Origin of the sequence: Pseudomonas sp. PH1b, from assembly GCF_000633395.1 — a bacterium.
Classification (GTDB): domain Bacteria; phylum Pseudomonadota; class Gammaproteobacteria; order Pseudomonadales; family Pseudomonadaceae; genus Aquipseudomonas.
Map to the genome: position 1 here is coordinate 1 of NZ_AYMU01000008.1, position 22,103 is coordinate 22,103.

The 22,103-nt window shown below is 62.2% G+C and carries 20 protein-coding genes; 12 read left to right on the plus strand and 8 right to left on the minus strand.

Going from position 1 to position 22,103, the window contains the following annotated elements; translation table 11 throughout:
• From U873_RS0114380 to U873_RS0114390, 3 genes are all read right to left on the minus strand, one after another.
• A partial coding sequence (locus U873_RS0114380) for an Imm15 family immunity protein (protein WP_025128920.1) occupies nucleotides 1-402 on the minus strand: 402 nt, incomplete at its 3' end.
• A gap of 119 nt (nucleotides 403-521) precedes the next feature.
• Nucleotides 522-1,667: an AAA family ATPase gene (locus U873_RS0114385; protein WP_025128921.1), complete on the minus strand. Its 1,146-nt coding sequence runs from the start codon at nucleotides 1,665-1,667 to the stop codon at nucleotides 522-524.
• Between the two features lie 14 nt (nucleotides 1,668-1,681).
• Entirely contained in the window at nucleotides 1,682-2,542 is an 861-nt protein-coding gene (locus tag U873_RS0114390) for an RNA ligase family protein (RefSeq protein ID WP_025128922.1), read from the minus strand.
• Nucleotides 2,543-2,880: 338 nt separating this feature from the next.
• On the opposite strand from U873_RS0114390, the gene U873_RS0114395 reads away from it, so the two are divergent.
• Complete coding sequence (locus U873_RS0114395) at nucleotides 2,881-3,540, plus strand: hypothetical protein (RefSeq protein ID WP_025128923.1); 660 nt, start codon at nucleotides 2,881-2,883, stop codon at nucleotides 3,538-3,540.
• 116 nt (nucleotides 3,541-3,656) lie between these two features.
• On the opposite strand, the gene U873_RS0114400 is transcribed toward U873_RS0114395, so the two are convergent.
• The gene (locus tag U873_RS0114400) at nucleotides 3,657-5,372 is read right to left on the minus strand and encodes a SulP family inorganic anion transporter (RefSeq protein WP_025128924.1); all 1,716 of its coding nucleotides are present in this window, start codon (nucleotides 5,370-5,372) and stop codon (nucleotides 3,657-3,659) included.
• A 466-nt stretch (nucleotides 5,373-5,838) separates the two neighbouring features.
• Between U873_RS0114400 and U873_RS34760 the strand changes: the two genes are divergently transcribed.
• The gene (locus U873_RS34760) at nucleotides 5,839-7,212 is read left to right on the plus strand and encodes a hypothetical protein (protein ID WP_025128925.1); all 1,374 of its coding nucleotides are present in this window, start codon (nucleotides 5,839-5,841) and stop codon (nucleotides 7,210-7,212) included.
• Between the two features lie 311 nt (nucleotides 7,213-7,523).
• A complete protein-coding gene (locus tag U873_RS0114410) occupies nucleotides 7,524-8,114 on the plus strand; it encodes an acyl-homoserine-lactone synthase (RefSeq protein WP_025128926.1) in 591 nt (196 codons plus the stop codon).
• 163 nt (nucleotides 8,115-8,277) lie between these two features.
• On the opposite strand, the gene U873_RS0114415 is transcribed toward U873_RS0114410, so the two are convergent.
• Nucleotides 8,278-9,003 (minus strand): autoinducer binding domain-containing protein, encoded by a 726-nt coding sequence (locus tag U873_RS0114415; protein ID WP_025128927.1) that lies wholly within the window; start codon nucleotides 9,001-9,003, stop codon nucleotides 8,278-8,280.
• Nucleotides 9,004-9,432: 429 nt separating this feature from the next.
• Between U873_RS0114415 and U873_RS0114420 the strand changes: the two genes are divergently transcribed.
• The 8 genes from U873_RS0114420 to U873_RS0114455 all read left to right on the plus strand — a co-directional run bounded on the left by U873_RS0114420 (nucleotide 9,433) and on the right by U873_RS0114455 (nucleotide 16,223).
• On the plus strand, nucleotides 9,433-9,924 hold the full coding sequence (locus U873_RS0114420; RefSeq protein WP_025128928.1) for a PhzA/PhzB family protein: 492 nt from the start codon (nucleotides 9,433-9,435) through the stop codon (nucleotides 9,922-9,924).
• A gap of 28 nt (nucleotides 9,925-9,952) precedes the next feature.
• Nucleotides 9,953-10,444, plus strand: coding sequence for a PhzA/PhzB family protein (locus U873_RS0114425; RefSeq protein ID WP_025128929.1), 492 nt, complete (start codon nucleotides 9,953-9,955; stop codon nucleotides 10,442-10,444).
• 25 nt (nucleotides 10,445-10,469) lie between these two features.
• The gene (locus tag U873_RS0114430) at nucleotides 10,470-11,666 is read left to right on the plus strand and encodes a 3-deoxy-7-phosphoheptulonate synthase (RefSeq protein WP_025128930.1); all 1,197 of its coding nucleotides are present in this window, start codon (nucleotides 10,470-10,472) and stop codon (nucleotides 11,664-11,666) included.
• Between the two features lie 15 nt (nucleotides 11,667-11,681).
• Nucleotides 11,682-12,305 (plus strand): isochorismatase family protein, encoded by a 624-nt coding sequence (locus U873_RS0114435; protein WP_025128931.1) that lies wholly within the window; start codon nucleotides 11,682-11,684, stop codon nucleotides 12,303-12,305.
• Complete coding sequence (locus U873_RS0114440) at nucleotides 12,302-14,215, plus strand: anthranilate synthase family protein (RefSeq protein ID WP_025128932.1); 1,914 nt, start codon at nucleotides 12,302-12,304, stop codon at nucleotides 14,213-14,215. The genes U873_RS0114435 and U873_RS0114440 overlap by 4 nt, the downstream gene beginning before the upstream one ends.
• Before the next feature lie 3 nt (nucleotides 14,216-14,218).
• Nucleotides 14,219-15,055: a PhzF family phenazine biosynthesis protein gene (locus tag U873_RS0114445; RefSeq protein WP_025128933.1), complete on the plus strand. Its 837-nt coding sequence runs from the start codon at nucleotides 14,219-14,221 to the stop codon at nucleotides 15,053-15,055.
• Complete coding sequence (phzG, locus tag U873_RS0114450) at nucleotides 15,052-15,720, plus strand: phenazine biosynthesis FMN-dependent oxidase PhzG (RefSeq protein WP_043274566.1); 669 nt, start codon at nucleotides 15,052-15,054, stop codon at nucleotides 15,718-15,720. The genes U873_RS0114445 and phzG overlap by 4 nt, the downstream gene beginning before the upstream one ends.
• A 170-nt stretch (nucleotides 15,721-15,890) precedes the next feature.
• Nucleotides 15,891-16,223, plus strand: coding sequence for a hypothetical protein (locus U873_RS0114455; RefSeq protein ID WP_025128935.1), 333 nt, complete (start codon nucleotides 15,891-15,893; stop codon nucleotides 16,221-16,223).
• On the opposite strand, the gene U873_RS0114460 is transcribed toward U873_RS0114455, so the two are convergent.
• Nucleotides 16,220-16,549 carry a hypothetical protein gene (locus U873_RS0114460; RefSeq protein ID WP_025128936.1) on the minus strand — a complete coding sequence of 110 codons (330 nt, stop codon included), beginning with the start codon at nucleotides 16,547-16,549 and terminating at the stop codon, nucleotides 16,220-16,222. The two genes, U873_RS0114455 and U873_RS0114460, sit on opposite strands and share 4 nt — an antisense overlap.
• A 304-nt stretch (nucleotides 16,550-16,853) precedes the next feature.
• Entirely contained in the window at nucleotides 16,854-17,285 is a 432-nt protein-coding gene (locus tag U873_RS0114465; protein ID WP_025128937.1) for a nuclear transport factor 2 family protein, read from the minus strand.
• A 131-nt stretch (nucleotides 17,286-17,416) separates the two neighbouring features.
• On the opposite strand from U873_RS0114465, the gene U873_RS0114470 reads away from it, so the two are divergent.
• Nucleotides 17,417-18,040 (plus strand): TetR/AcrR family transcriptional regulator, encoded by a 624-nt coding sequence (locus U873_RS0114470; RefSeq protein ID WP_025128938.1) that lies wholly within the window; start codon nucleotides 17,417-17,419, stop codon nucleotides 18,038-18,040.
• 185 nt (nucleotides 18,041-18,225) lie between these two features.
• Here U873_RS0114470 and U873_RS0114475 read toward each other — a convergent pair whose 3' ends face one another.
• Nucleotides 18,226-21,675 (minus strand): NACHT domain-containing NTPase, encoded by a 3,450-nt coding sequence (locus tag U873_RS0114475; RefSeq protein ID WP_025128939.1) that lies wholly within the window; start codon nucleotides 21,673-21,675, stop codon nucleotides 18,226-18,228.
• Nucleotides 21,676-22,103: the final 428 nt, after the last annotated feature.

A 22,103-nucleotide genomic window follows, 5' to 3' on the forward strand; every position in this document is an offset into this window, starting at 1 on the left:
AGGAAACCCGGGGCGATTCATCTCCCGTGACTCAAGACCTCCATCATTTTCTCGTAGTTTTTCCAAAAAACCGACCGAGGCCGGTTTTGGATAAATAAATATATTAGGTATGAGGATGCCTTGTTCCTCCAGCCCCTCAAAGTCTGTAAAGGTCACGGCAAAAAACACACTTTCACTTCTTGATACTTCTAACAATCTTAAAGTATTCAAAAGAAATACAGCGAGCCCTGTCAGAAAGCCAGAAGCCCCGCTGCCGCTCAGCTCATCCTTCAAGGGCTTTAAGCGGCTGTATCTTGATACAAGCGGAATTTCTTCAAAGCTTTCATAGTTATCAAAGAATATATCCATGTCATTGTACGGTTCTTCACTGATTATTTTGCTGTAGACATCCGTAAGCTTCATTCTTAGGGGGGGGCTCCATCCGCACTTATCAACTAATTAATTTGTTTTCTTTTACTCTGCTATAAAACTTTTAAAGCTGTTAATGAAGTGCGGTCTTATATCAGGAACGTAAGTACCGTTCATCCCGTCACTGCCTGATAAACAACTCGATGTGCCTCGGTTGGCAGTGGCACTTCCCACTTGAACAGCATGCGGCGGATATCATCGTTGCGCAGCGAGGTGTCGCGCTTCTGGTTGCGCCGCATGATTTCGTCCTCGGGGCGCTCCAGGTAAAGAATCTGCACCTGCGCGCCGTAACCGTAGAGCAAGTCCAGGGTGCGGTTGCGCATCTGCGTCGACAGGTGCGTCGAGTTCCACACAAAGGCTTTGTGCTCGCGCAACAGGGCCTTGGCCCGGTCGATGGCGTAGTGCGCAGCGGCGCCCTCGTTCTGGCCATGGCGCAGGCCAAGGGCCTGGCGCGCGTCGTCGAACGACACCACCGGCAGGTCCGGGTAGTGCTGTGCGGTCCAGGTGTCCTTGCCGCTGGCCGGCAGGCCCGAGAGCATCACCACCGACGAACCCTGCGGCGCATGCAAGGGGTAGTCAGGGTGTACCCGGGCGCCACGCAGGTACTGAATGCGTGTGTAGTCGTCGGCAAAGGCCCGCGGCCCGTGCAGGCAGCCCTCCTCCTCCGCCAGTTCGCGCCACAGTTCGATGGCGTCCAGTACATCGGCCTTGCCGGCGAAGTGGCGGCCCTGCATATCGGCCTCGGCCACGGCACAGAGCATCCACAGCGGCAGTTCCCAGGACAGTTTGTGCAACAGGAACTCAGCGCTGCGGCCGCTGCGGTCACCCTGCAGGGCGAAGAACGGCACCTGGTGCACGGCGATGATGCGGCAGATCTGCTCGCGCAGCTCGAAAGGCACGCCGGCGCGCCACAACAGCAGCCGCGCATCCACCGCGCCCCGGCGTGAGTGACCGGGCTGGCCGATACGCCCGGTATCCGGGTCGATCACCGTGGTGTCAGGCTTGGCGATGTCGTGCAACAGGGCGGCGAAGAACAGCACAAAACGCTGCTCGGCGCTGGCCTGCTGGTAGGCGGTTTGCGCCAGCAAGGCTTCGACCACCAGACGGGTATGAATCCACACATCGCCCTCGGCGTGGTAGGTCGGGTCTTGCGGTGTGTCGGCCAGGCGCGCCAGAGCCGGAATCGCCTCCAGGCAGGCGGCGGCGTCCATATCGCGCCCCGGCTCGGGGGCCAGTTGCTGCAGTTGTCGAATATCCATTTCGGGATGCTCCTTCAGTAGCCGTGGCGTGGGCCCTGCCAGTCCATGGACAGGCGTGGCGCATAGAGATCGACGCCGTCGGCCAGTTGATTGGGGATAAAGGGTTGATTGGCATGGTGCTGGTCGGCATCGAGGATGGCCTGGACGAAGTCCTGGCGTACCCACTTGAGCCGGCCAAGGGTCTGCTGCTCATCCTCGAGCTTCAGGTACAGGCCCTCCATGCGACTGGAGCGGTCGCACTGGCGCCAGGCACGGGCCAGGTCCAGGCATTCACGGCGTACCACCTGCTCGAATACCTCACGCCAGCGCGCGCTCTTGGCCAGCGAATCGCTCACCAGTGCCATCAGCTCGGCATGCCGGCGCGGCGCCGGGCCTTCGTACAGCACCGGCACCGCAAGCACCGGCCCACCCTCAAGCAGGCATCGGCGTGCCGCGGTGGAGAGAAACAGCCCTGTGGCGCGGTCCCACACATCGAACTCGCAGAAGTAATGTGGCAAGCGGTCGTAGAACACCGAGTGCTTCTTGTGCAGCCATTCGCCATACAGCACGAAGCGATCTTCCAGGCGCTCCAGCAACCAGTGCTCGTGGGCCGAGGCCCACTGCTTGAACAGATTGAACTGGCGTTCGCGACCGCCGCCGGTGAGGTAGTGACCGCGTGACTGCAGGCGCAGCTCACCGCCGGCGGTAAAGCTGATGCCGGCGTTGGCGCCATCGAGTTTTTCTTCCACCACCAGCCACTGCCCGGCCAGGGCGGCATAGCGCACCTGGCCAGTGTCAGTGTCGCCATCCTGCAGGCGCGAGCCTTGCAGGTGGGGCGTGCGGGGGTATTTGAGCAGTTCCAGGTTGTGCGCGGTGGCACGGATATCCATGTGCATGGGTTTGTCCTCGAAAATAGAGAAAAACCAACGACAGGATCAGGCAGGCATAGCGATGAAGCGCCGCCGCGTACAGGCACGGGCAGCCATCAGGCAGGATGGACCGTCGTCGGTATCAGGCGTGTTGGCTGGCGTCGGGCACTGGCTTCACCACGTGGAGAAAAGGTTGCAGAGGCTTCAGGGCGCGCATTCAACAGCAGATAGCGGCATCAGGTCAAGCCCTGCAAGGGCAAGACTCCAGCGTCCCGTTTGCGCGAAACACTCGAGCTTTTGTCATGAAAAAAACCACCTGGCGCTCATAGGGTGCTGCAAGTCATAACCTCGATAAGGAATCGATCATGAATCTTTCACGCTTGCTGATGGCTGGAGTCATGGGGCTGGCACTTGCACCCTTGGCCCAAGCCTCGTCCACGGCTGACAGCGAAGAAAAAGCCCAGCTGCGCAAACTCTTCTGCGAATCGAAGGGCGGCGCCGATATCACTGCGCTGGGGGAGTTGAAGAAGTCCGACGACGTCGGCGCCGTGGTGGTGTGCAAGCTCCCGCCGTCGCCGACGACAGTCGTTGAAAACCAGGCGGCCTTGCGTCTTGCCGCCCTGCCATTGACGCCGGTAACGGCAACGCTTTCACCGCCATCCGGGGTGTACAAGCTCGCTCCGGGAGCCAGTAGCGTCAACACCTCATGCTCGGCCAACCTGGCGATTGCAAAATGGGCCGGGTTTCCCAGCAGCAGCAATGGCAATGCCACCTTGAATTGCCGCGGATACAATGGCGGCGCGGCCGGCAGCTCGCTGGCTTGCAAGATCGAATGGACCGGGCCGACCCAGGTCGCCATAGGGGTAACGCCTTATGGCGGCCAGGTGGCGGTGAACTTCAGTTGCCTGGCGATGTTCAACGGCTCCATCGGCACCGTCATGGATTTCAGCTACGCCGATCCGACGTATCCGCGCATCCGCTACGGCTCGGTCCAGGCCACCAGCAGCATGACCATCACTCAGTAAGGCCGTTGATGAGCAGCATGCCCGGTGTACCTGGGCATGCCGTGCTGATGCTGATCACGGTTTCCTCGACCGGCTGCAACTCGATCAATCCGCCGGTGAGGGCAACTCCCCGCTGGCTAGCCTTCTCCTCCCCCCTCCGGGGGATTGCTCTTGCGCATACTGTTGCGCCATACCCGGTAGGTCCTTATCCCTGAGCGCACTGAAGTGAACAGGAGTGGGTCATCCATCTCTGCGGCCATTCCCGAGCGTTTGAGCATGCTCAGGAAGGTGCCCCGTGCCCGGGCAATGGCGAAGTGCACGCCCTGGGCGGCCAGGGTATCGCGGACCTCACGCAGCACCGCGATGCCGCTGACATCGATGTCGTTGACCGCCTCGGCGTTGAACAGCACCAATTCGGGCTTGGTCGCACGCTGGACCGTGTCGAGCAGGCGCATCTTGAAGTAATCGGCGTTGAAGAACAGGATCGCCTCGTCGAAGCGATACACCACCAGGCCGGGGACGGTACGGGCCTGCGGGTAGCGTCTGATATCGACTTGGCCCTCGATGCCCGGCATCCAGCCCAGCACTGCATCTGTCGGTTGGTAGATGCTGTACAGCAGGCGCAGGATGGCCAGGGTCACGGCAAACATGATGCCCGGCAGCACGCCCAAGCCAAGCACGCTGACAGTGGTCAGCAGGCACAGCCAGAACTCGAAGCGACTGAGTGTGTAGATCTGCTTGAGGGACTTGATGTCGATCAGGCCCCAGCCGGCCATCAACAGCACCGCGCCCAGGGCCGGTTGCGGGATCCACGCCATGGGCGCGGTGAAGAACAACAGGATCAACGCGATCACCACAGCGGCGATGATCCCGACCAACTGGCTCTTGCCTCCGGCCATGTCGTTGACCGCGGTACGCGAATCCGCCCCGCTGATGGCGAACCCCTGCGAGGCACCGGCCGCCAGGTTGCTCATGCCCAGGGCGATGAACTCGTGGTTGGCATTGATCGCGTAGCCGTGGCGCGCAGCGAAACTGCGGGCCGTGAGCATGGCGCTGCAGAAGCTGACCGTGGCAATCCCAAGGGCATCGCGCAGCAGGCTCTTGCTTTCTTCCAGGGTGGTCTTGGGCCAGGACAGCTCGGGGATTCCGGCGGGCACATGGCCCAGGATGGCGACGCCGAAGTGATCGAGCCCAAACAGCCCGACCAGCAAGGTGAAGACCGCCACCGTCACCATCGCCGCCGGCAAGCGCGGGTAGCGCCGCGGCAGCCAGATCAGCAGGCCGAGGCTGACCAGGCCGATGGCCAGGGTCAGCCAATGGATCTCGCCCAGGCGCTGGAGAAAATCCAGCAGGCCCAGGATGAACCCCTCGCCTTCGATCTGGAACCCCACCACCTTGCCCATCTGCCCGGCGATCAGGCTCAGGCCGATACCGTTGAGGTAGCCGATGAGAATGGGCCGCGAGAAGAAACTGGCAATAAACCCCGCCCGGGCGATACCGGCGGCGATCAGCATCAGGCCCACCAGCACGGTGACGATCATCGACAATTCGACGGTGCGCTGCAGGTCGCCCATGGCCAGGGGCGCCACTGCCCCACCGAGCATGGCGCAGGTGGCGGCGTCGGGGCCGACCATCAACTGCCGCGAGCTGCCGATCAGGGCATAGACGATCATCGGCAATACACAGGCGTAAAGCCCGTACTGCGGGGGCAGGCCGACGATCTGGGCGTAGGCGATGGCGATGGGGATCTGGATGGCGGCCACGGACAGGCCGGCACGCAGGTCGGCGCGCAACCACTCGCGGCGATAGTGCAACAAGTTGGACAGACCAGATAACCAACGCAAGAGCGACATGCAGAGTCCTTTCTAAGTGGTGCATATTTTTATTCGGCCACGCCCTGGCAAGCCATCTCGTTGGCCAGGCGATGCGGGGCGCTATTCAAGCGAATTGGCCGCGTGATAGCCATGAGCTGGAGCAGCTTTTAGGTCGATCCAGGTCAATGTTCAAGGGGCGCTGGCAAGCCCGGTACTCATTTCCCTCGATAATCGGCAGGGGCCAACCCTGCGCGCCCTGCCCCGGCCGCCCATCACGGACTTGCAGGATAGCGATTGTCCGCCGGCCTGGCTGGGCCCAGCCCCCTCCTTCGCGTTCTCGGGGCCACGCACAAGGGCATTTTTTCAACTACTGTTCTGCTGTGCATGGACGTTCGCCATCGGCACTCGGCTTCCCACTTATAGCTGTTAATGCCTGGAGTAGCGCGCCCAAGCCGCCCTGCGCAGTCAAGCTTGATCGCAATGACTCATGGCCAAGGAGAGCGCTATGTCATACAGATCCTTACTGCTTTGCACCGCCTTCACCCTACCGACCGTCTATACCCTCGACGCCCATGCGCTGTCCAATGGCGACTATGAGCAGGCTGCCAAACAGCAATTCAACACCTCCGCCAGGGCTCCCTGCATCAGCGGTTTTCCCTGCTTCGCCATCAGCAACCAATACCCGGTCAGCCCGCTCGCCAGCACGCCGCACTTTCCATGGAGCGCCACCAACTACAAGAGCGACCCGCAGAAGTACATGGCCGAAGTCCTGAGTTATGTCGTTGAGGGCAACACCGAGGTCGACTGGGAATTGCAAAGGAACAGCGTGCGGCGCTGGTATCACGCCCCGTGGATGCATGAAAAGCGCGAACCCGTTCATGGGCTGACCATGGAAAGAGGCAGCCGCCTGCACGAGCTCGGGCCGAACCAGACTCGGCGCACCAGCAATTGGGCCGTGGGTTTCTACAATGACCTGGGTGGCAGCACCTTCGGCAAGGTGTGGCAAGGCTCGGTGCGGCCGAGCACCACCAGTGCCGTGTTCCCGGTGGGCACGGTCACCGCCAAGCTGCTGTTCACCGATGCCACCGATAGCGAGGCGCCCTACCTCAAGGGCAACAACCTGCAGTGGCAAGCGGATATAGCCGGCAACGGCCAGCCGAAAAGCCTGCGCCTGCTGCAGATGGATATCGCGGTCAAGGAACAGGCCGATGCCACTCACAGCGGCTGGGTATTCGCGACCTTCGTGTTCAACGGTTCCCGGGGCGCGGCCAACTACTGGGATAACCTGATTCCCGTGGGCCTGGAGTGGGGCAACTCGCCTGGCTTCACCTACGCCGACTACCAGGCCGGTAAACGCCCGGAGGAAAGCTGGATCAATCCCGAGGCCAAGGCGCTGTTCGCCAAACGCGCACCGGATGACCAGCTAGGTTACCTGGCTCGCATGAACGGCCCGGTCGACAGTCCACTGTCCAGTTGCATGAGCTGCCACAGTCGGGCCATGGATACCCGAGGAAAGCCCGGGCCGGACTTTAACCCCAAGCCCGCTGACAACTGCCTGGAAGTGATCAAGCCCAGCGGCAGCATCAATGAAACCTACGGGCGTGTGCCCGGGTGCGTGGTGAATGAGGTGGCGGTAGCGCCGTTCTACCGCAATCTGCAATCCAACCAGCCCTTCACTCCCGGCTTCAACTCGCTGGACTATTCGCTGCAGATGGCCATGGGCGTGGCCAGTTGGAACGCCTGGACCAAGAAGAACTACCCAACGGTGTTCAAGACAAACAGCACGACCTTCAAGCTCAAGAGTTTCAGCGTCGAGGCACCGGCGTCGATGAAAATCCCCCTGGTGCCTGCCGAGCAAGCCTTCCACCGCGGCAATTGAGCTCCGGGCTGCCCGTGGCCAGGCATTGGCAAAGGCCGCGGGCAGCCTGGCTGCCTGCTTCGGGCGCCTGCAGCGGCCGGTATTGCCGCTGGCGCCCGACAGCCCTGCCATGGCCGGTCCCGGGGCCTGGGTATCCCCGGGACACATGGGGCAAACACGGTCGCGGTTGTAGCCGTTGCCGCTGCGACCACGGTCATCGGCGCCAGTACGTGCGCCACTTGCCGACCCAGGGCACTACCAAATCTTGTAGGTGCCAAGCCGCTGCAAGTCCTCTATAAAAAACTGCCCCTATCCGCCAGGAATCTCCAGCCATGCACATGGAAGAGCACTCGCTGAATGACATGAGCGACGCGCTGCGATGGATGCTCGGTCGCTTTCGGTATGAGCAGTTTGTCGTGAAACTGGGGTGGCGCTTGCCAGCCCATCCGCACCCGGACCGATGTGAATGGGATCAGTACGACACCCCGCATGCCCGCTACGTGCTGGCATTCGACCCGCAGGGCGCAATCATTGGCTGCGCCCGGCTGATACCCAGCACATTTCCCAACTTGCTTGAGGGGGTGTTCAGCCAAGCCTGTGCCGGGGCGCCCCCCAGGCATCCGGCGATCTGGGAAATGTCCCGCTTTACCACCTGCGAGCCGCAACTGGCCATGCCGCTGTTCTGGTACAGCCTCAAACTCGCCAGCCTTGCAGGGGCCGACACAATAGTCGGGGTCGTCAACAGGACCATGCAGCGCTATTACAAGATCAACGGTGTGCGCTACGAGGCGCTGGGACCGGTCACCGTGCACCAGGATGAAAAGATCCTTGCGATCGCGCTATCGGCTCACCGCGAACAGCATGATGGCGCCCTCGCCCCTGCCCTGTTCACCCCTGACGCGTTGCTGCAAGAGACCGCCTGACTGGAACGGCCGGACCTCAAGATTGATCCGGACGCGAAGGATGGGCCCCGGCAAAATGGCGCCGTGTTCCACCGCCAGTGGGCCTAACCCGGAAGGCTTCGGCCCTGATCACTGTGCCAGGTCGGCAGCAGTTGGCAGTCGACCTTCGGCCTTCGCGCTGGACCTAGATGTAGCCCAGGGCAACCGCGTAGGACACGGCCTGCACCCGGTTGCTGGCGCCGATCTTGCGCTGGATGTTGCGATGGTGGTAATTCACCGTGTCGGTGCATACCCCCATGATCACGCCGATCTCCTCCGAGGTCTTGCCGTCGGCGGTCCAGCGCAGCACATCACATTCACGCCCACTGAACTCGACGATGGCCTTGGCGAGACGGTGGTCGTTTTCCAGTTGGCCGATCTTCTCATGAGCCGCGGCGGCAAATGCCTTGGTCACCGGCCTCAAGGCTTCGAGTTCCTCAAGGCTGATGGCCTTGTTCCTGCGTGCCAGGCTCAGCAAGCCGACCCGCCCCTGGCCATTGAACGACGGTTGCGCCAGGCCGTGGCACAGGCCCGAGTCCCTGGCCTCGGACCACAACTGCGGGCATTCCCGGAACAACTCGTTACCCCACAGGATCGGCGCCGACGAAACTTTACTGTGCTTCACCGTGGGGTCGATCAGGGCGTAGTTCTGTGCTTGGTAGTGCTGCACCCAGTCCACAGGGTAATTGCTGTGTATATAAGTCTTGGGCCGCATGAACGGTGTCGCGCTGCACATGCCATAGGCAAAGAAATCAAAGCCCAGTTCCTGCAGTACTCTGATCGCCACCGCCGTGAACTCTTCGGCGCTCATGGCTTGCGTAAAGATACTGTAAAAATAGGCATCCCATCCAAACAGCTGTCCTAACTCCATTTTGAACACCACTAAAGTTTGAAGGAGGACGTGAGACTAGACCAAGCCGAACTCATGTCAACAGTTAATTCAGAACAACCATAGATTGCTTCGAACTAATACTGCAGCCCTACTATCTAGTTGGGCTCCATAGCCATCAGTCATGCTTGATATTGCGGGGCCACTACTGCGATTCAGACGACCAACGCCCTGATCACTTCACGATACTGAAACAGTCCATTGGGTCGAACTCCCTGCGGTCTTTTCACTACAAAATCTGGTAGTTCCAGCATCAACAAATGCAAGTGTATAAACAACCTCCGCTCACCGCCGAAACAGTGCATCGCTTAAGCAAGTAACGGCTTTCGCCTGGCGCCAATCAACCCGGCACTTTGTTTTTAAAAGAGCGAAACCTTTGGTTCATGACTCAAACAACTGAGGAGGCTGCCCATGCCCGCTTCAACAGCTGCCAACGGATTTAACGATCAACTTGAACTGCGCAGAAAAAACCGTGCCACCGTCGAACAGTACATGGGCACTAATGGCAAGGATCGCCTGCGCCGCCATGAACTCTTCACCCAGGACGGCAGCCTTGGCTCCTGGAACACCGAGAGCGGAAAACCGCTGGAAATCAAGGGCCAGGCCAAACTCGCCGCCCTCGGAGCCTGGGTAGAGAAGTGTTTTCCTGATTGGCAGTTCCACAATGTCCGGGTATTCGCCACCGATAACCCCAACCATTTCTGGGTGGAAAGCGATGGCCGCGGCAAGACCCGGGTGCCCGGTTATCCCGAAGGCTATTGCGAAAATCATTACATTCATTCATTCGAGCTGGACAACGGCAAGATCACTCAGAGCCGTGAATTCATGAACCCCTTCGAGCAACTTCGTGGTCTTGGCATTCCGCTGCCGAAGATCAAGCGCGAAGGTATTCCTGCGTCATAAACCCCATCTTGCTATAGGAGATTCCCGCATGCCAAATAGTCCAGCCCGTCAACTAAACCAACACGACGACACTGAACTTAGACGCAAAAACCGCGCTACGGTCGAGCAATACATGCATACCCAGGGCCAGGCTCGCCTGCGGCGCCACGAACTGTTTACCGAAGATGGCTCCGGCGGTCTGTGGACCACGGACACCGGCGCCCCCATTGCCATCAACGGCAAGGCAAAGTTGGCCGAACATGCGGTCTGGTCACTCAAATGCTTCCCGGATTGGGAGTGGTACAACATCAAGATATTTGAAACCGATGACCCCAACCATATCTGGGTCGAATGTGATGGCCACGGCAAGATCCTGTTTCCCGGGTACCCGGAAGGTTATTACGAGAATCACTTCCTGCATTCTTTCGAGTTGCAGGACGGCAAGATAAAACAGAACCGCGAGTTCATGAATGTCTTCCAGCAGTTGCGCGCCCTGGGTATTCCCGTGCCGCAAATCAAGCGCGAAGGCTTACCTACTTAATCCCCCCTGGGAGAGTGATCGCATCATGGAAGACTTACTGAAACGGGTTCTAAGTTGTGAAGCGTTCCAGCAACCTCAATGGAGCGAGCCCTCACAACTGCACGATGCGCAGGCCTATCTCAGGGACAGCGCGCCCTTGATTCGAGTCGAGGACATTCTGGTGCTGCGCGCCACTCTGGCCAGAGTCGCGGCCGGCGAGGCGATGATTATCCAGTCCGGTGACTGCGCCGAAGACATGGATGAAAGCTCTCCCGCCCACGTGGCCCGAAAAGCCGCGGTCCTGGACATCCTGGCCGGTGCGTTGCGCCTGGTCACCCAGCAGCCGGTGGTGCGGGTGGGACGGATTGCCGGGCAATTCGCCAAGCCGCGCTCCAACAACAGCGAGCGCATCGGCAACGTCGAGTTGCCGGTGTATCGCGGTGACATGGTCAACGGCCGCGAGGCCCTGGGCAGCCATCGCCAGCATGATGCCCAGCGCCTGGTGCGCGGCTACCACGCGGCCCAGGACATCCTGCAGCACCTGGGCTGGAACGAGCCGGCAAACCAGGAGCCATTATGTGGTTCGCCAGCCTGGACCAGCCACGAGATGCTGGTGCTCGACTACGAGTTGCCCCAGGTTCGCCAGGATCACCAGGGCCGGGTCTTTCTCGGCTCGACCCACTGGCCGTGGATCGGCGAACGCACCCGCCAGTTGGCCGGCGCCCACGTGGCCCTGCTCAGCGAAGTGCTCAACCCGGTGGCCTGCAAGATCGGCCCGGACATTACCCGGGACCAGTTGCTGAGCCTGTGCGAACGCCTGGATCCACGGCGCGAGCCCGGTCGGCTGACCCTGATCGCCCGCATGGGCGCGCACAAGGTCGGGGATCGACTGCCGCCCCTGGTGGCGGCCGTTCGCAGCGCCGGTCACCAGATCATCTGGCTGAGCGACCCGATGCACGGCAACACCATCGTCGCCCCCTGTGGCAACAAGACCCGCATGGTGCGGACCATCACCGAAGAAATCATCAATTTCAAGCACGCCGTCACCTCGGCCGGAGGCGTGGCCGCCGGCCTGCACCTGGAGACCACCCCGGATGAGGTCAGCGAATGCGTTTCCGATGCCCTGGGGCTGGACCAGGTCGCCAGCCACTACAAGAGCCTGTGCGATCCGCGCCTGACTCCCTGGCAGGCCGTCACCGCGGTCATGGCTTGGAAAACCGCGCCCACCGCTGCCATTTTCTGACTGGAGTTCGTCGCCATGACCGGCATTCCATCGATCGTCCCCTACGCCCTGCCCACTGCCCGCGACCTGCCCGTCAACCTCGCGCAATGGCATATCGACCCTCAGCGCGCCGTACTGCTGGTGCATGACATGCAGCGCTACTTCCTGCGGCCGTTGCCCGAGCCCCTGCGTGAAAGCCTGGTGGGCAATGCCGCACGCATTCGCCAATGGGCCGCCGAGCACCAGCTGCCGGTGGCCTACACCGCCCAGCCTGGCAGCATGAGCGAGGAGCAACGAGGCTTGCTCAAGGACTTCTGGGGCCCGGGCATGCAGGCCAGCCCGAACGACCGCGAGGTGGTCGATGCCCTGGCGCCGCGCCCGGGCGACTGGCTGCTGACCAAGTGGCGCTACAGCGCCTTTTTCAACTCGGACCTGCTCGAACGCATGCGCGCCAGCGGCCGCAACCAGTTGGTCCTGTGCGGTGTATACGCCCATGTCGGGGTGCTGATTTCCACCGTGGATGCCTACTCCAACGATATCCAGCCGTTCCTGGTTGCCGATGCGATCGCCGACTTCAGCAAGGAACACCACTGGATGGCCATCGAATATGCGGCCAGCCGTTGCGCCATGGTCGTGACCACTGACGAGGTGGTGTTATGAGCCAGACCACTGCCCACCTCATCGGGCGCATCCTGCAACCGGCGCCCGGGCCCTTCGCCCTGCTCTACCGCCCCGAGTCCACTGGCCCGGGGGTGCTGGACGTGCTGCTGGGAACGATGTCCGAACCCGGGTGCCTGGCGGACATCGAACTGCCCGCCACCACCGTCGGTGCCGCGCGTCTGGAGGTGCTGGCGCTGATTCCCTACAGGCAGATCGCCGAACGCGGTTTCGAGGCCGTGGACGACCAGTCGCCACTGCTGGCGATGAAAATCACCGAACAGCAATCGATTGGCATCGAACAACTGCTGGGCGTGCTGCCTGACGAGCCGCTCCAGCTCAACGGCGAGCGTTTCGACCTCAGCGACGAGCGTTACGCCGAGGTTGTCAGCCAGGTGATCGCGAATGAAATCGGCTCCGGGGAAGGTGCCAACTTCGTGATCAAGCGCACCTTCCTGGCGGAGATCAGCGAGTACGGTGCGGCCAAGGCCCTGTCATTCTTCCGCCACCTGCTGGAGCGGGAAAAAGGGGTGTACTGGACCTTCATCATCCATACCGGCGAGCGCACCTTCGTCGGCGCCTCGCCCGAGCGCCACATCAGCGTCAAGGACGGCGTGGCGGTGATGAACCCGATCAGCGGCACCTACCGATACCCACCCGCCGGCCCCAGCCTGAGCGAGGTCATGGCATTCCTGGCCAACCGCAAGGAGGCCGATGAGCTGTACATGGTGGTGGATGAGGAATTGAAGATGATGGCGCGCATTTGCGAGGACGGAGGGCATGTGCGCGGCCCCTACCTCAAGGAAATGGCCTGCCTGGCGCACACCGAGTACTTCATCGAAGGCAAGACCCGTCGCGACGTCCGCGACATACTGCGCGAAACCCTGTTTGCCCCGACCGTCACCGGCAGCCCGCTGGAAAGCGCCTGCCGGGTCATCCGCCGCCATGAACCCCTGGGCCGCGGCTACTACAGCGGCATGGCAGCGTTGATCGGCAGCGATGGCAAGGGCGGACGCTCGCTGGATTCGGCGATCCTGATCCGTACCGCCGATATCGACCGCCACGGGCAGGTGAAAATCAGCGTGGGCTCGACCATTGTCCGGCATTCCGAGCCAATGGCCGAAGCCGCCGAAAGCCGGGCCAAGGCCGCCGGCTTGATTGGCGCGTTGAAGAACCAGACGCCCTCGCGCTTCGGCAACCACCTGCAGGTGCGCGCCGCGCTGGCCAGCCGCAATGCCTACGTTTCCGACTTCTGGCTGATGGACAGTCAGCAGCGGCAGCAGGTCCAGAGCGACTTCAGCGGGCGCCAGGTGCTGATCGTCGATGCCGAGGACACCTTCACCTCGATGATCGCCAAGCAGTTGCGGTCCCTGGGGCTGATGGTGAGCGTGTGCAGTTTCAACGACGAATACAGCTTCGACGGCTACGACCTGGTGATCATGGGTCCCGGCCCCGGCAACCCCAGCGATGTCCAGCAGCCGAAGATCAGCCACCTGCACCTGGCCATCCGCTCGTTGCTCAGCCAGCAGCGGCCCTTCGTTGCGGTGTGCCTGAGCCACCAGGTACTGAGCCTGTGCCTGGGCCTTGAACTGCAACGCAAGCTGATTCCCAACCAGGGCGTGCAGAAGCAGATCGACCTGTTCGGCAACGCTGAGCGGGTGGGGTTCTACAACACCTTTGCCGCCCAGAGCAGCAGTGACCGCCTGGATGTCCACGGCCTCGGCACCGTCGAAATCAGCCGCGACCGCGAGACCGGCGAAGTGCATGCGCTGCGCGGTCCTTCGTTCGCCTCGATGCAGTTCCATGCCGAATCATTGCTGACCCAGGAAGGCCCACGGATCATGGCCGACCTGCTGCGTCATGCGCTCATCAACACCACTGTCGACAACAGCGCTTCGGCCGCCGGGAGCTGACCCATGCACGAATATGCCATCATCGACGCCTTCGCCAGTGTGCCACTGGAAGGCAACCCGGTTGCGGTGTTCTTCAAGGCCGACGACCTCTCGGCCGAGCAGATGCAAGGCATTGCCCGGGAAATGAACCTGTCGGAAACCACCTTCGTGCTCCAGCCGCGCAATGGGGGGGACTGGCGGATCAGGATTTTCACCCCGGTCAATGAGCTGCCTTTCGCCGGCCATCCGCTGCTGGGCACCGCTATCGCGCTGGGGGCCCTGACGGACAATCACCGCCTGTACCTGGAAACCCAGATGGGCACCATCGCCTTCGAACTGGAGCGCCAGGCCGGCCGCGTGATCGCCGCCAGCATGGACCAGCCGATACCAACCTGGTCGGCCCTGGGACGCGATGCCGAATTGCTCAGTGCCCTGGGCATCAGTGCCTCGACCTTTGCCATCGAGATCTACCACAACGGCCCGCGCCACGTATTCGTCGGTTTGCCGAGCATCGAGGCGCTGTCTGCCTTGCACCCCGATCATCGCGCCCTGTCCAACTTCCACGACATGGCCATCAACTGTTTTGCCGGTGCGGGACGGCATTGGCGCAGTCGGATGTTCTCGCCCGCCTATGGCGTGGTCGAAGATGCCGCCACCGGCTCTGCCGCCGGGCCGCTGGCCATCCACCTGGGCCGCCATGGCCAGGTGCCGTTTGGCCAGCAGGTGGAGATTCTCCAGGGCGTGGAGATCGGCCGGCCATCGCTGATGTTCGCCAGGGCCGAAGGCCGTGCCGATGACCTGAAGCGGGTCGAGGTTTCTGGCAATGGCGTGACCTTTGGACGGGGGAGCATCGTGCTATGAATAAGCCACTGCAAGGCAAGCCGTTGCTGGGCAACGGCATGTCGGAATCCCTCACTGGAACCCTCGACGCTCCGTTTCCCGAGTACCAGACCCTGCCCCAAGACCCCATGGGCGTGCTGCGCAACTGGCTGGAGCGCGCTCGGCGCATGGGCATACGCGAGCCCAAGGCGTTGGCGCTGGCCACTGCCGACAGCCAGGGGCGGCCGTCGACACGCATCGTCGTGATCAGTGAGATCACCGACAACGGGCTGCTGTTCAGCACCCACGCCGGCAGCCAGAAAGGCCGTGAACTGGCGCAGAATCCCTGGGCCTCGGGGGTGCTGTACTGGCGTGAAACCAGCCAGCAGATCATCCTCAACGGCCGCGCCGTGCGCCTGCCCGATAGCCGGGCCGACGAGGCCTGGTTGAACCGCCCCTATGCCACCCACCCGATGTCCACGGTGTCGCACCAGAGCGAAGAACTGAAGGATATCCAGGCCATGCGCCGCGCCGCCCGCGAACTGGCTGCAGTACCGGGGCCCCTGCCTCGTCCAGCGGGGTATTGCGTGTTCGAGTTGCGCTTCCACTCCGTGGAATTCTGGGGCAACGGCCAGGAGCGCCTGCACGAACGCCTGCGCTACGACCTGAACGAAACCGGTTGGACGGTGCGACGCCTGCAGCCCTGACCCGGGTGGCCGGGGCGGGGACGGTGCTGCTGTCACCGGCCTGCCCCGGGCACCTGCGCCAACCCGAGCCGGGCTGGTCGCCACTGGCGCTCGCAGCACTGGACCCCGAGGCCCTGGCGCAGACATCATTGCGCCTTCCGCTACCGGACCACCTCCCGCTCAGGATCGCTATGCAACCATCAGCCAGCCTCAACGCCCGCCAGGTTTGCCAGCGCCTGCGGGACGCCGCCCTAGGTGTCTATCCCTTGCACCTGGTCACCGGGACCGAGGGCCAGGTGCAAGTGGAGATTGGCGATTGGCGCTTGCTGCTGGATGTCGATGGCAGTCAGTTGCAGCACTGCCGACATTGCCGCAGTGCCGAAGGCCTGGAGTGGCAGCTCGACGCTCGGCAGCGCTTCGGCACCGACCCGGTCAGCCTGTTGAGCACCTGGGAGCTGGCACAAGTCGGACGTTTGTTGCAGGCACTGGAGATGGCTGGAACAGAACGATCTGACAGGAACTAGAGGCAGCCCTGGGCGGCCCGCTCGAAACTCGAAGGGCTGAAGCTCGAAGCCAGCAAATGGCGCTCGTAAAGGTACACCTTGCCGCCATTGGGGGCCTTGTAGGCTTCCAGTACGTTGTCTGCTGCGATCTTGCTGGAGACCACGATCCGGTAGCCGCGCTGGGTCTGGGAGACCGTTGGATCCTGCAGCTTGGGCACCACGCACTCGGCATATTCGGCGGGGGTCTTGCTGGTCTGCAGCACCAGGCTCGGGTCATTGGGGGCAGAGGCACAGCCGGTCAACAACAAGGCCGCCAGGGTCAAGGCGGGAACAACGGGAGAACGCATCGGGGGGAATCCTGAAATAAAAGCCTGGTTCGGTGCGCAAGGGGCCAGCATCACGGAGCTGCCCTTGCGGTCATGGTGTTCTTCGGCGGCAATTATCCAGGGTCAGCGAACAAAAAAAAATCTGCGTTGTTTGATTGTCACTATCACTTCAACCGATAGTCAGCCCCGGTTCAGGTCGCTGGAGCGCTGTCTGGCAACCCGGTACCGGGCACGGCTGCCTGCACAGGGCCGCCCCCGGACGGCGGCATCCTGGCTGAATCAGCACGCCGGATTGACCTCTGGAGCGGCATGTCCCGAGGGGCTGCTATGCCCCCTTGCTCGCCGCCAGGTAGACAGCCAGGCGTTTTCCCATTTCCTCGCCCAGGGCCTGCAACCCGCTCATGGGACGGACCATCACCTCGAACTCGATGATCTGGCCCGTCTCATCGAAACGGATCATGTCGATGCCCTTGACCTCCCGCTCCCCTACCCGTGCGCTGAACTCCAGCACCAGGTTCAGGCCGTCGGCCGTCGCCAGTTCGCGGTGATAGGTAAAGTCCTGGAACACCTGCAGTACGGTGCCAAGGATGGTCGCCACCACCGGCACTCCAGGGTAAGGCGTATGGGCCATGGGCGAGCGGAACACCACCTGGGGCGACAGCAGTTCGGGCAAGGCACTGAGGTCTTGCCGGGCGACCATGCTGTGCCAGCGTTGCAGAGTGGCTTGGGCCGAGGGTTGCAGTTTCGCTTCGGACATCGGGTACTCCCTGGGGGCAGTGTGTTGTTGTGGGATTCAGGCTACGGTCCGATCTTAGCGCCGTCAAGATTCTTCGCCATGCTAAGATTCCGCGGATTTCCAGCCCTGTCCACGCCATCCGGGACCCTCTGATGAAGCCCCACGCTCCACGCTCACGGGACGCCTACCACGTTGGCAACCTGGCCCCACAACTGCTTGCCGCCGCCCGGGCCATGCTCGAGGAAGTGGGCCCCACCAAACTGTCGCTGCGAGCGCTGTCGGAGCGGGTCGGGGTCAGTGCCACTGCGGCTTACCACCACTACGCCAATCGCGCGGAACTCATCGGCCACCTGGCGGCCCAGGGCTTTATCGAGCTGGCCCAGGTGCTGGTGCAACACGATCAGCAGCAGGTCGGGCGGCAGAAACTGCGCAGCGCCAGCCTGGCCTATTTCAGTTTTGCCCGGGCCAACCCGGCGCTCTATCAACTGATGTTCGGCGCCGAGTTTGCCAATGGCCAGATGATCCCGGAGCTGATCGCGGCCCGTGAACAGGCCTTCGGCGAACTGCAGCGGATCATCGCCCAGATGCTCGGGCTCGCGCCGCAGGCCCCGGAAGTACGCCGCGTCGCCCTCGCCGGCTGGTCCTACACCCACGGCCTGGCATCACTGGTGATCCATGGGGTGCTGCATTTTCCCGCGGGCACCAGCGACGAACGCTTCGTCGACAACGCCCTGCAGGGCTTGCTGCAGTTGTTCGAGGCCGGCGAGAAGCCTTGAGTCGCTGCCGGGTACAGGCCCTCGCCCATTGAAGTGTTGCGGCTATCAGTCGCTCATTGGCGCCGGCGCCCCGGCCATGGCTGCATGAGGCCTGCACTGACGCGCTGACGAAGCTGAAACAAGGGGGCCACCCTTGCTCCGGTTCCCCCACGCTTCCTGCCCCGAACTGGCCCTGAGAGCATCCCTCAAGTGCCAGAGACATCCAGCACAAATACCTTGATGTAGGGCTGCAATTCTTGCGCAATGCTGGTCTCCAGCTGCGCCTTGAGCTCGGCAGCCGAGCGTGGCGATGCCCCTGTGGGGGCACTGGTGATCGGGACGCCGACGCCATGCCAGAACACCCCATAGATGCCATAGCCCCGAGCACCGGGGTCCGAGGTGTAGAGCGCGACCAGTTGATCCTGGATCGAGGTCCATAGCTCGGCGTGGCTGGTTCGCTTGAGCTCGATGACCAGTTTGATGGCGCCATGCTGCACCGCGATGTCCACTCGATTGCCATGGAGCATGTGCCCTTCTGGTTCGGCGGTGATGCGTCGGCCCTCCAGGCGTGGACGCAACAGCCCCAGGAGCGCGTCGCGACAGCTGTTCTCCCACTTGGGCGAGTCGATCTTGCCGTTGGCTTCGTTCCAGAAGAACTTATGCCCGTCGAGGTTGCTCTTCAGCTGGCTGGCCACGGCGTGTAGCTCATCCAGGACCAGCGCCTGCATGTGCATGATGTTGGCCGGTGGCCCGTTGCTCAGCACATCACGCACTTGCTCCCAACCGCTGCGGATGTACTGAGCGTCATGTTGCCGGGCTCGATAGACCGATAAGCCATGCTTTATATGATCGCCCCAGGGGACCAGGGCCGCATCGGCCTGTAGCCCCAGCAAATGCTCTCCGGCCTCCCTGGAAGGGTGTGTGGCGAGAAAACCGATCAGCGTTCGAATGAACTCGTCGGCATCCTCGGGGCCGGTGTTGACGGGCGTGAACCAGTCGGAGTCCACCAGCGCGACGGGAAACTGCTCGGCGACCATGCGACAAAAACTGGCCGCCTGCAGGGCACTCATTTCCAGCGGAGCTTCGAAACCACGTACCAGGTCTGTCAGGTCCCGCAGGTACCAGAGCACTTCATTTTTCCCGTCGCGGTCCAGCGCTGCCAGTGCTGGAGCGAATCGGTCCAGCGACATCAGCACGCCCAGAGCCGTGATAAAACCTCGATGGGGGGCAGCGGCCTCATCGGCCAGGAGAGCCAGTAAGGCGTCGCCGAACTGTTGCTGCCCCAGGTGGCGGCAGTAAGGTCGTACCAGGTAGTAGAGCTGGGTCTTGTCAAGGTGCGGCGCGTATTCCAGCAACTGGCGAACCGTATCCAGCTTGTCCGCCAGGGGCACTTGGCCGGTGAGTTTCAAGCCTAGGCAGTGGCTCGTTGCGCCGGTGATGACCTCACTCAGCAGATGCTGGGCGAGGCAGTCGATGTAAAGCGCATAGTGGTCCCGGCGAAATGCCTGGAACCAGGGCTTGCCTGCCAGTTGATCCTGTTCGATCAGCTTGAACAGCACCTCCCCGAGGAACAAGGGATCGGCGTCCGCGACTGGATAGCCTGCGTCCAGCTGCTGCTCAAGCTTCTCGAGGGTGCGGTTGACAAGCTCCAGCACCCGCTGGTCCAGGGATGTCTCGGCGGCGGATTCCTCGACTTCGGCCTGGACCTCCTCGGGCTCCTTGGCCGGCGCTGCGGAAACGGCAAAGCCCTCCAGGCCGGGATGGCGGGCCGCCCGCAGCAGCAAACCCGGTGCGTGGGTCCGGTCGTAACTGCCCAGGGCCTCGTTAAGCTCATTGAACTGCCGGTAGCCTTTGTACGTGGTCAAGCCGTTGCAAGCGGACAACCAGGCGAACAGCCTGGCTTCGTCCAGCGAGGTCTGAGTGGCGAGGTAACGAATGATCAACGGCGCCATGAATGTCAGGGCGTCCAGGGCCGCTGCATCGCTGAGGCCGTGGCTATCGATCGCCAGCAGGCCGTCGAGGCAGGCGGGAATATCCCCGCTCGCCACCAGCTCATGCAGGTTCCAGCGAGCCAGCGCCGCCTCATCGTCCAGCAACTGCTCGGCGTTGAGCCGATAGAGTTCCAGCAGGTCCTGGTAACCGGCCTCCGACCTGAGTACCCGGCTGAGGATAAAGGCCCGTAGACGCCGGCCCCGACGCTCGCTGACCAGAGTCTTGAAAGCCATGCGCAAGGCGTGCAGTCCCGGCTCGCCCAACTGCGACAGCACTTGGGCTGCGTAGGCACATTCATTGGGATGGGTAGCGGTGTCGGCCAGCAGTTGCGCCAGGACGCCCACCAGTTCTGGCAACGGCTGCCCGACTCGCAAGGCATCGAGCACCAGGATCTTCAGCTCATGGGGCTTGGCCGGGTCCTTGAGGATGCTGCTGAAACACTCCACCATGGCCGGTTCCGCCAGGCCTGCCAGGACCTTCGAAGAATAGTCGGTGCCCCAAAAGCCCGGATCGCTCTCGGCGAGACGGGTCAATGCCTGGAACAGCTGGCGCTTGCTGTGACTGCTCAGTGACGCGCCATCGCCGTAGCTCAAGATCCCCACCGGGTCAGCCTGGATAAATTCCTCGGCATGGCCGCACAGGGTCAACGGCAGCCAGGCATGCAGGCCCCTCAGGTAGGAGACCGGCGTTCCCTCTCCCCCCAGCAGCAGGCGAATCCGGCTCAGCGGCACACCTTCCTGAAACCGTTCACCGAGGTAGCTGGCCGCCAGGTATTCGGCGATGGCCTTGTGGCTGTGATCAAACACCCCAGGCTCACCAGTGGCCCTGAACAGGCGACTGGCCAGCGCGGCACGCAGCGCCCTGGGCGTACACAAGTTCAGCGCCGCCAGGGAGGGATAACGCTGGTTGTTCGACGCCTGGACACTGAACCCATCGATATCCGCCAGCAACCGCACCGTACACAACAGCCCGGCTGCGCGCTGCAGTTCGACGGTACTGAGTTCGGCACGCAAGCGCCGGTCATTGAGGTGGGTGCTGTTGTCTTCGGTGAGGAGCACCGTGCAAGAACGCTCGAACAGCTCCCGACGCGTGCGCGGCCATGGCGCCTGCGCCACCACCTGGGCGAGCAACCGCAGGGTCAGGGGGTTGCCCAGCATATCCTCGAGCCCCCGTTGTCGAGCCTGGGCCAGAAAGTCCGCAGCCACCTGGGGAATACTGGCGATGACCTGCTGCTGTTGCTCTTCATCCAGTGGCAGCAGATACAGTTCCTGCACTGCGTTCTCGTCGGGAAAGCAATCCTTCAGCGCCTCCCGATCGTCCTGCCACATCCAGTCGGCATTGCGGCAGGAAATCCGCACCTGGCACGACTGCAATTCGCCAATCTGTCTGACCAGGCTGTCCATGGCCGGCGCATCTGCGTAATGCACACGGCATTCATCCAGCGCATCGAGAAACAGCGTGCTGCCTGGGGCAAAGGCCGTGGGTTTCCTGCGCAGGAAGTCCCGAACTTGCAGGTAGTGGCCGCCCGACTGCCGGGCAAGGGCCTCGAACAGATGGCTCTTGCCGGCTCCAGGGTCGCCCAGGAGCACAATACAGCGAGTGTCTTTATGCTCAGAAAAACGGCTGACCTGGCCGCCTGCTGCCGAAACCTTGCGATCGATCAAAAACCCTTCCTCACTTGAAAAAAACATCCGTCGAGCATCGGCGCAACCACCATCACCGGGCCAGCCCCTGGGCCAGGCGCCACAGACTAGCTGCAACCTCAAGAGATGCAATGGATGCAATGCTCATGCAGCAGAGGACATTCCATGCTTGGCCTGTCCCTTCTACACAACCCCTTCTGCACACTCCCTTCTGCACAATGCCCTCCAGCACCTAGGCTTGGGTTCGGGGCCCGGGACTACGGGCAAATCGCCAGCTGCGCTTGATGACCCCCTGAACCGTCGAGGTTCTCGCTCCGTTATTCGATAAATGAATAATACATATAGCTAAAGAAACTAAATAAAAAACCTTCGCTCACTTATCTTGAGACACCTCCGTGTTCACCTCACTGGAGCAGTTTTCGTTTGAAATCAGACCGCGCCCAACCTTG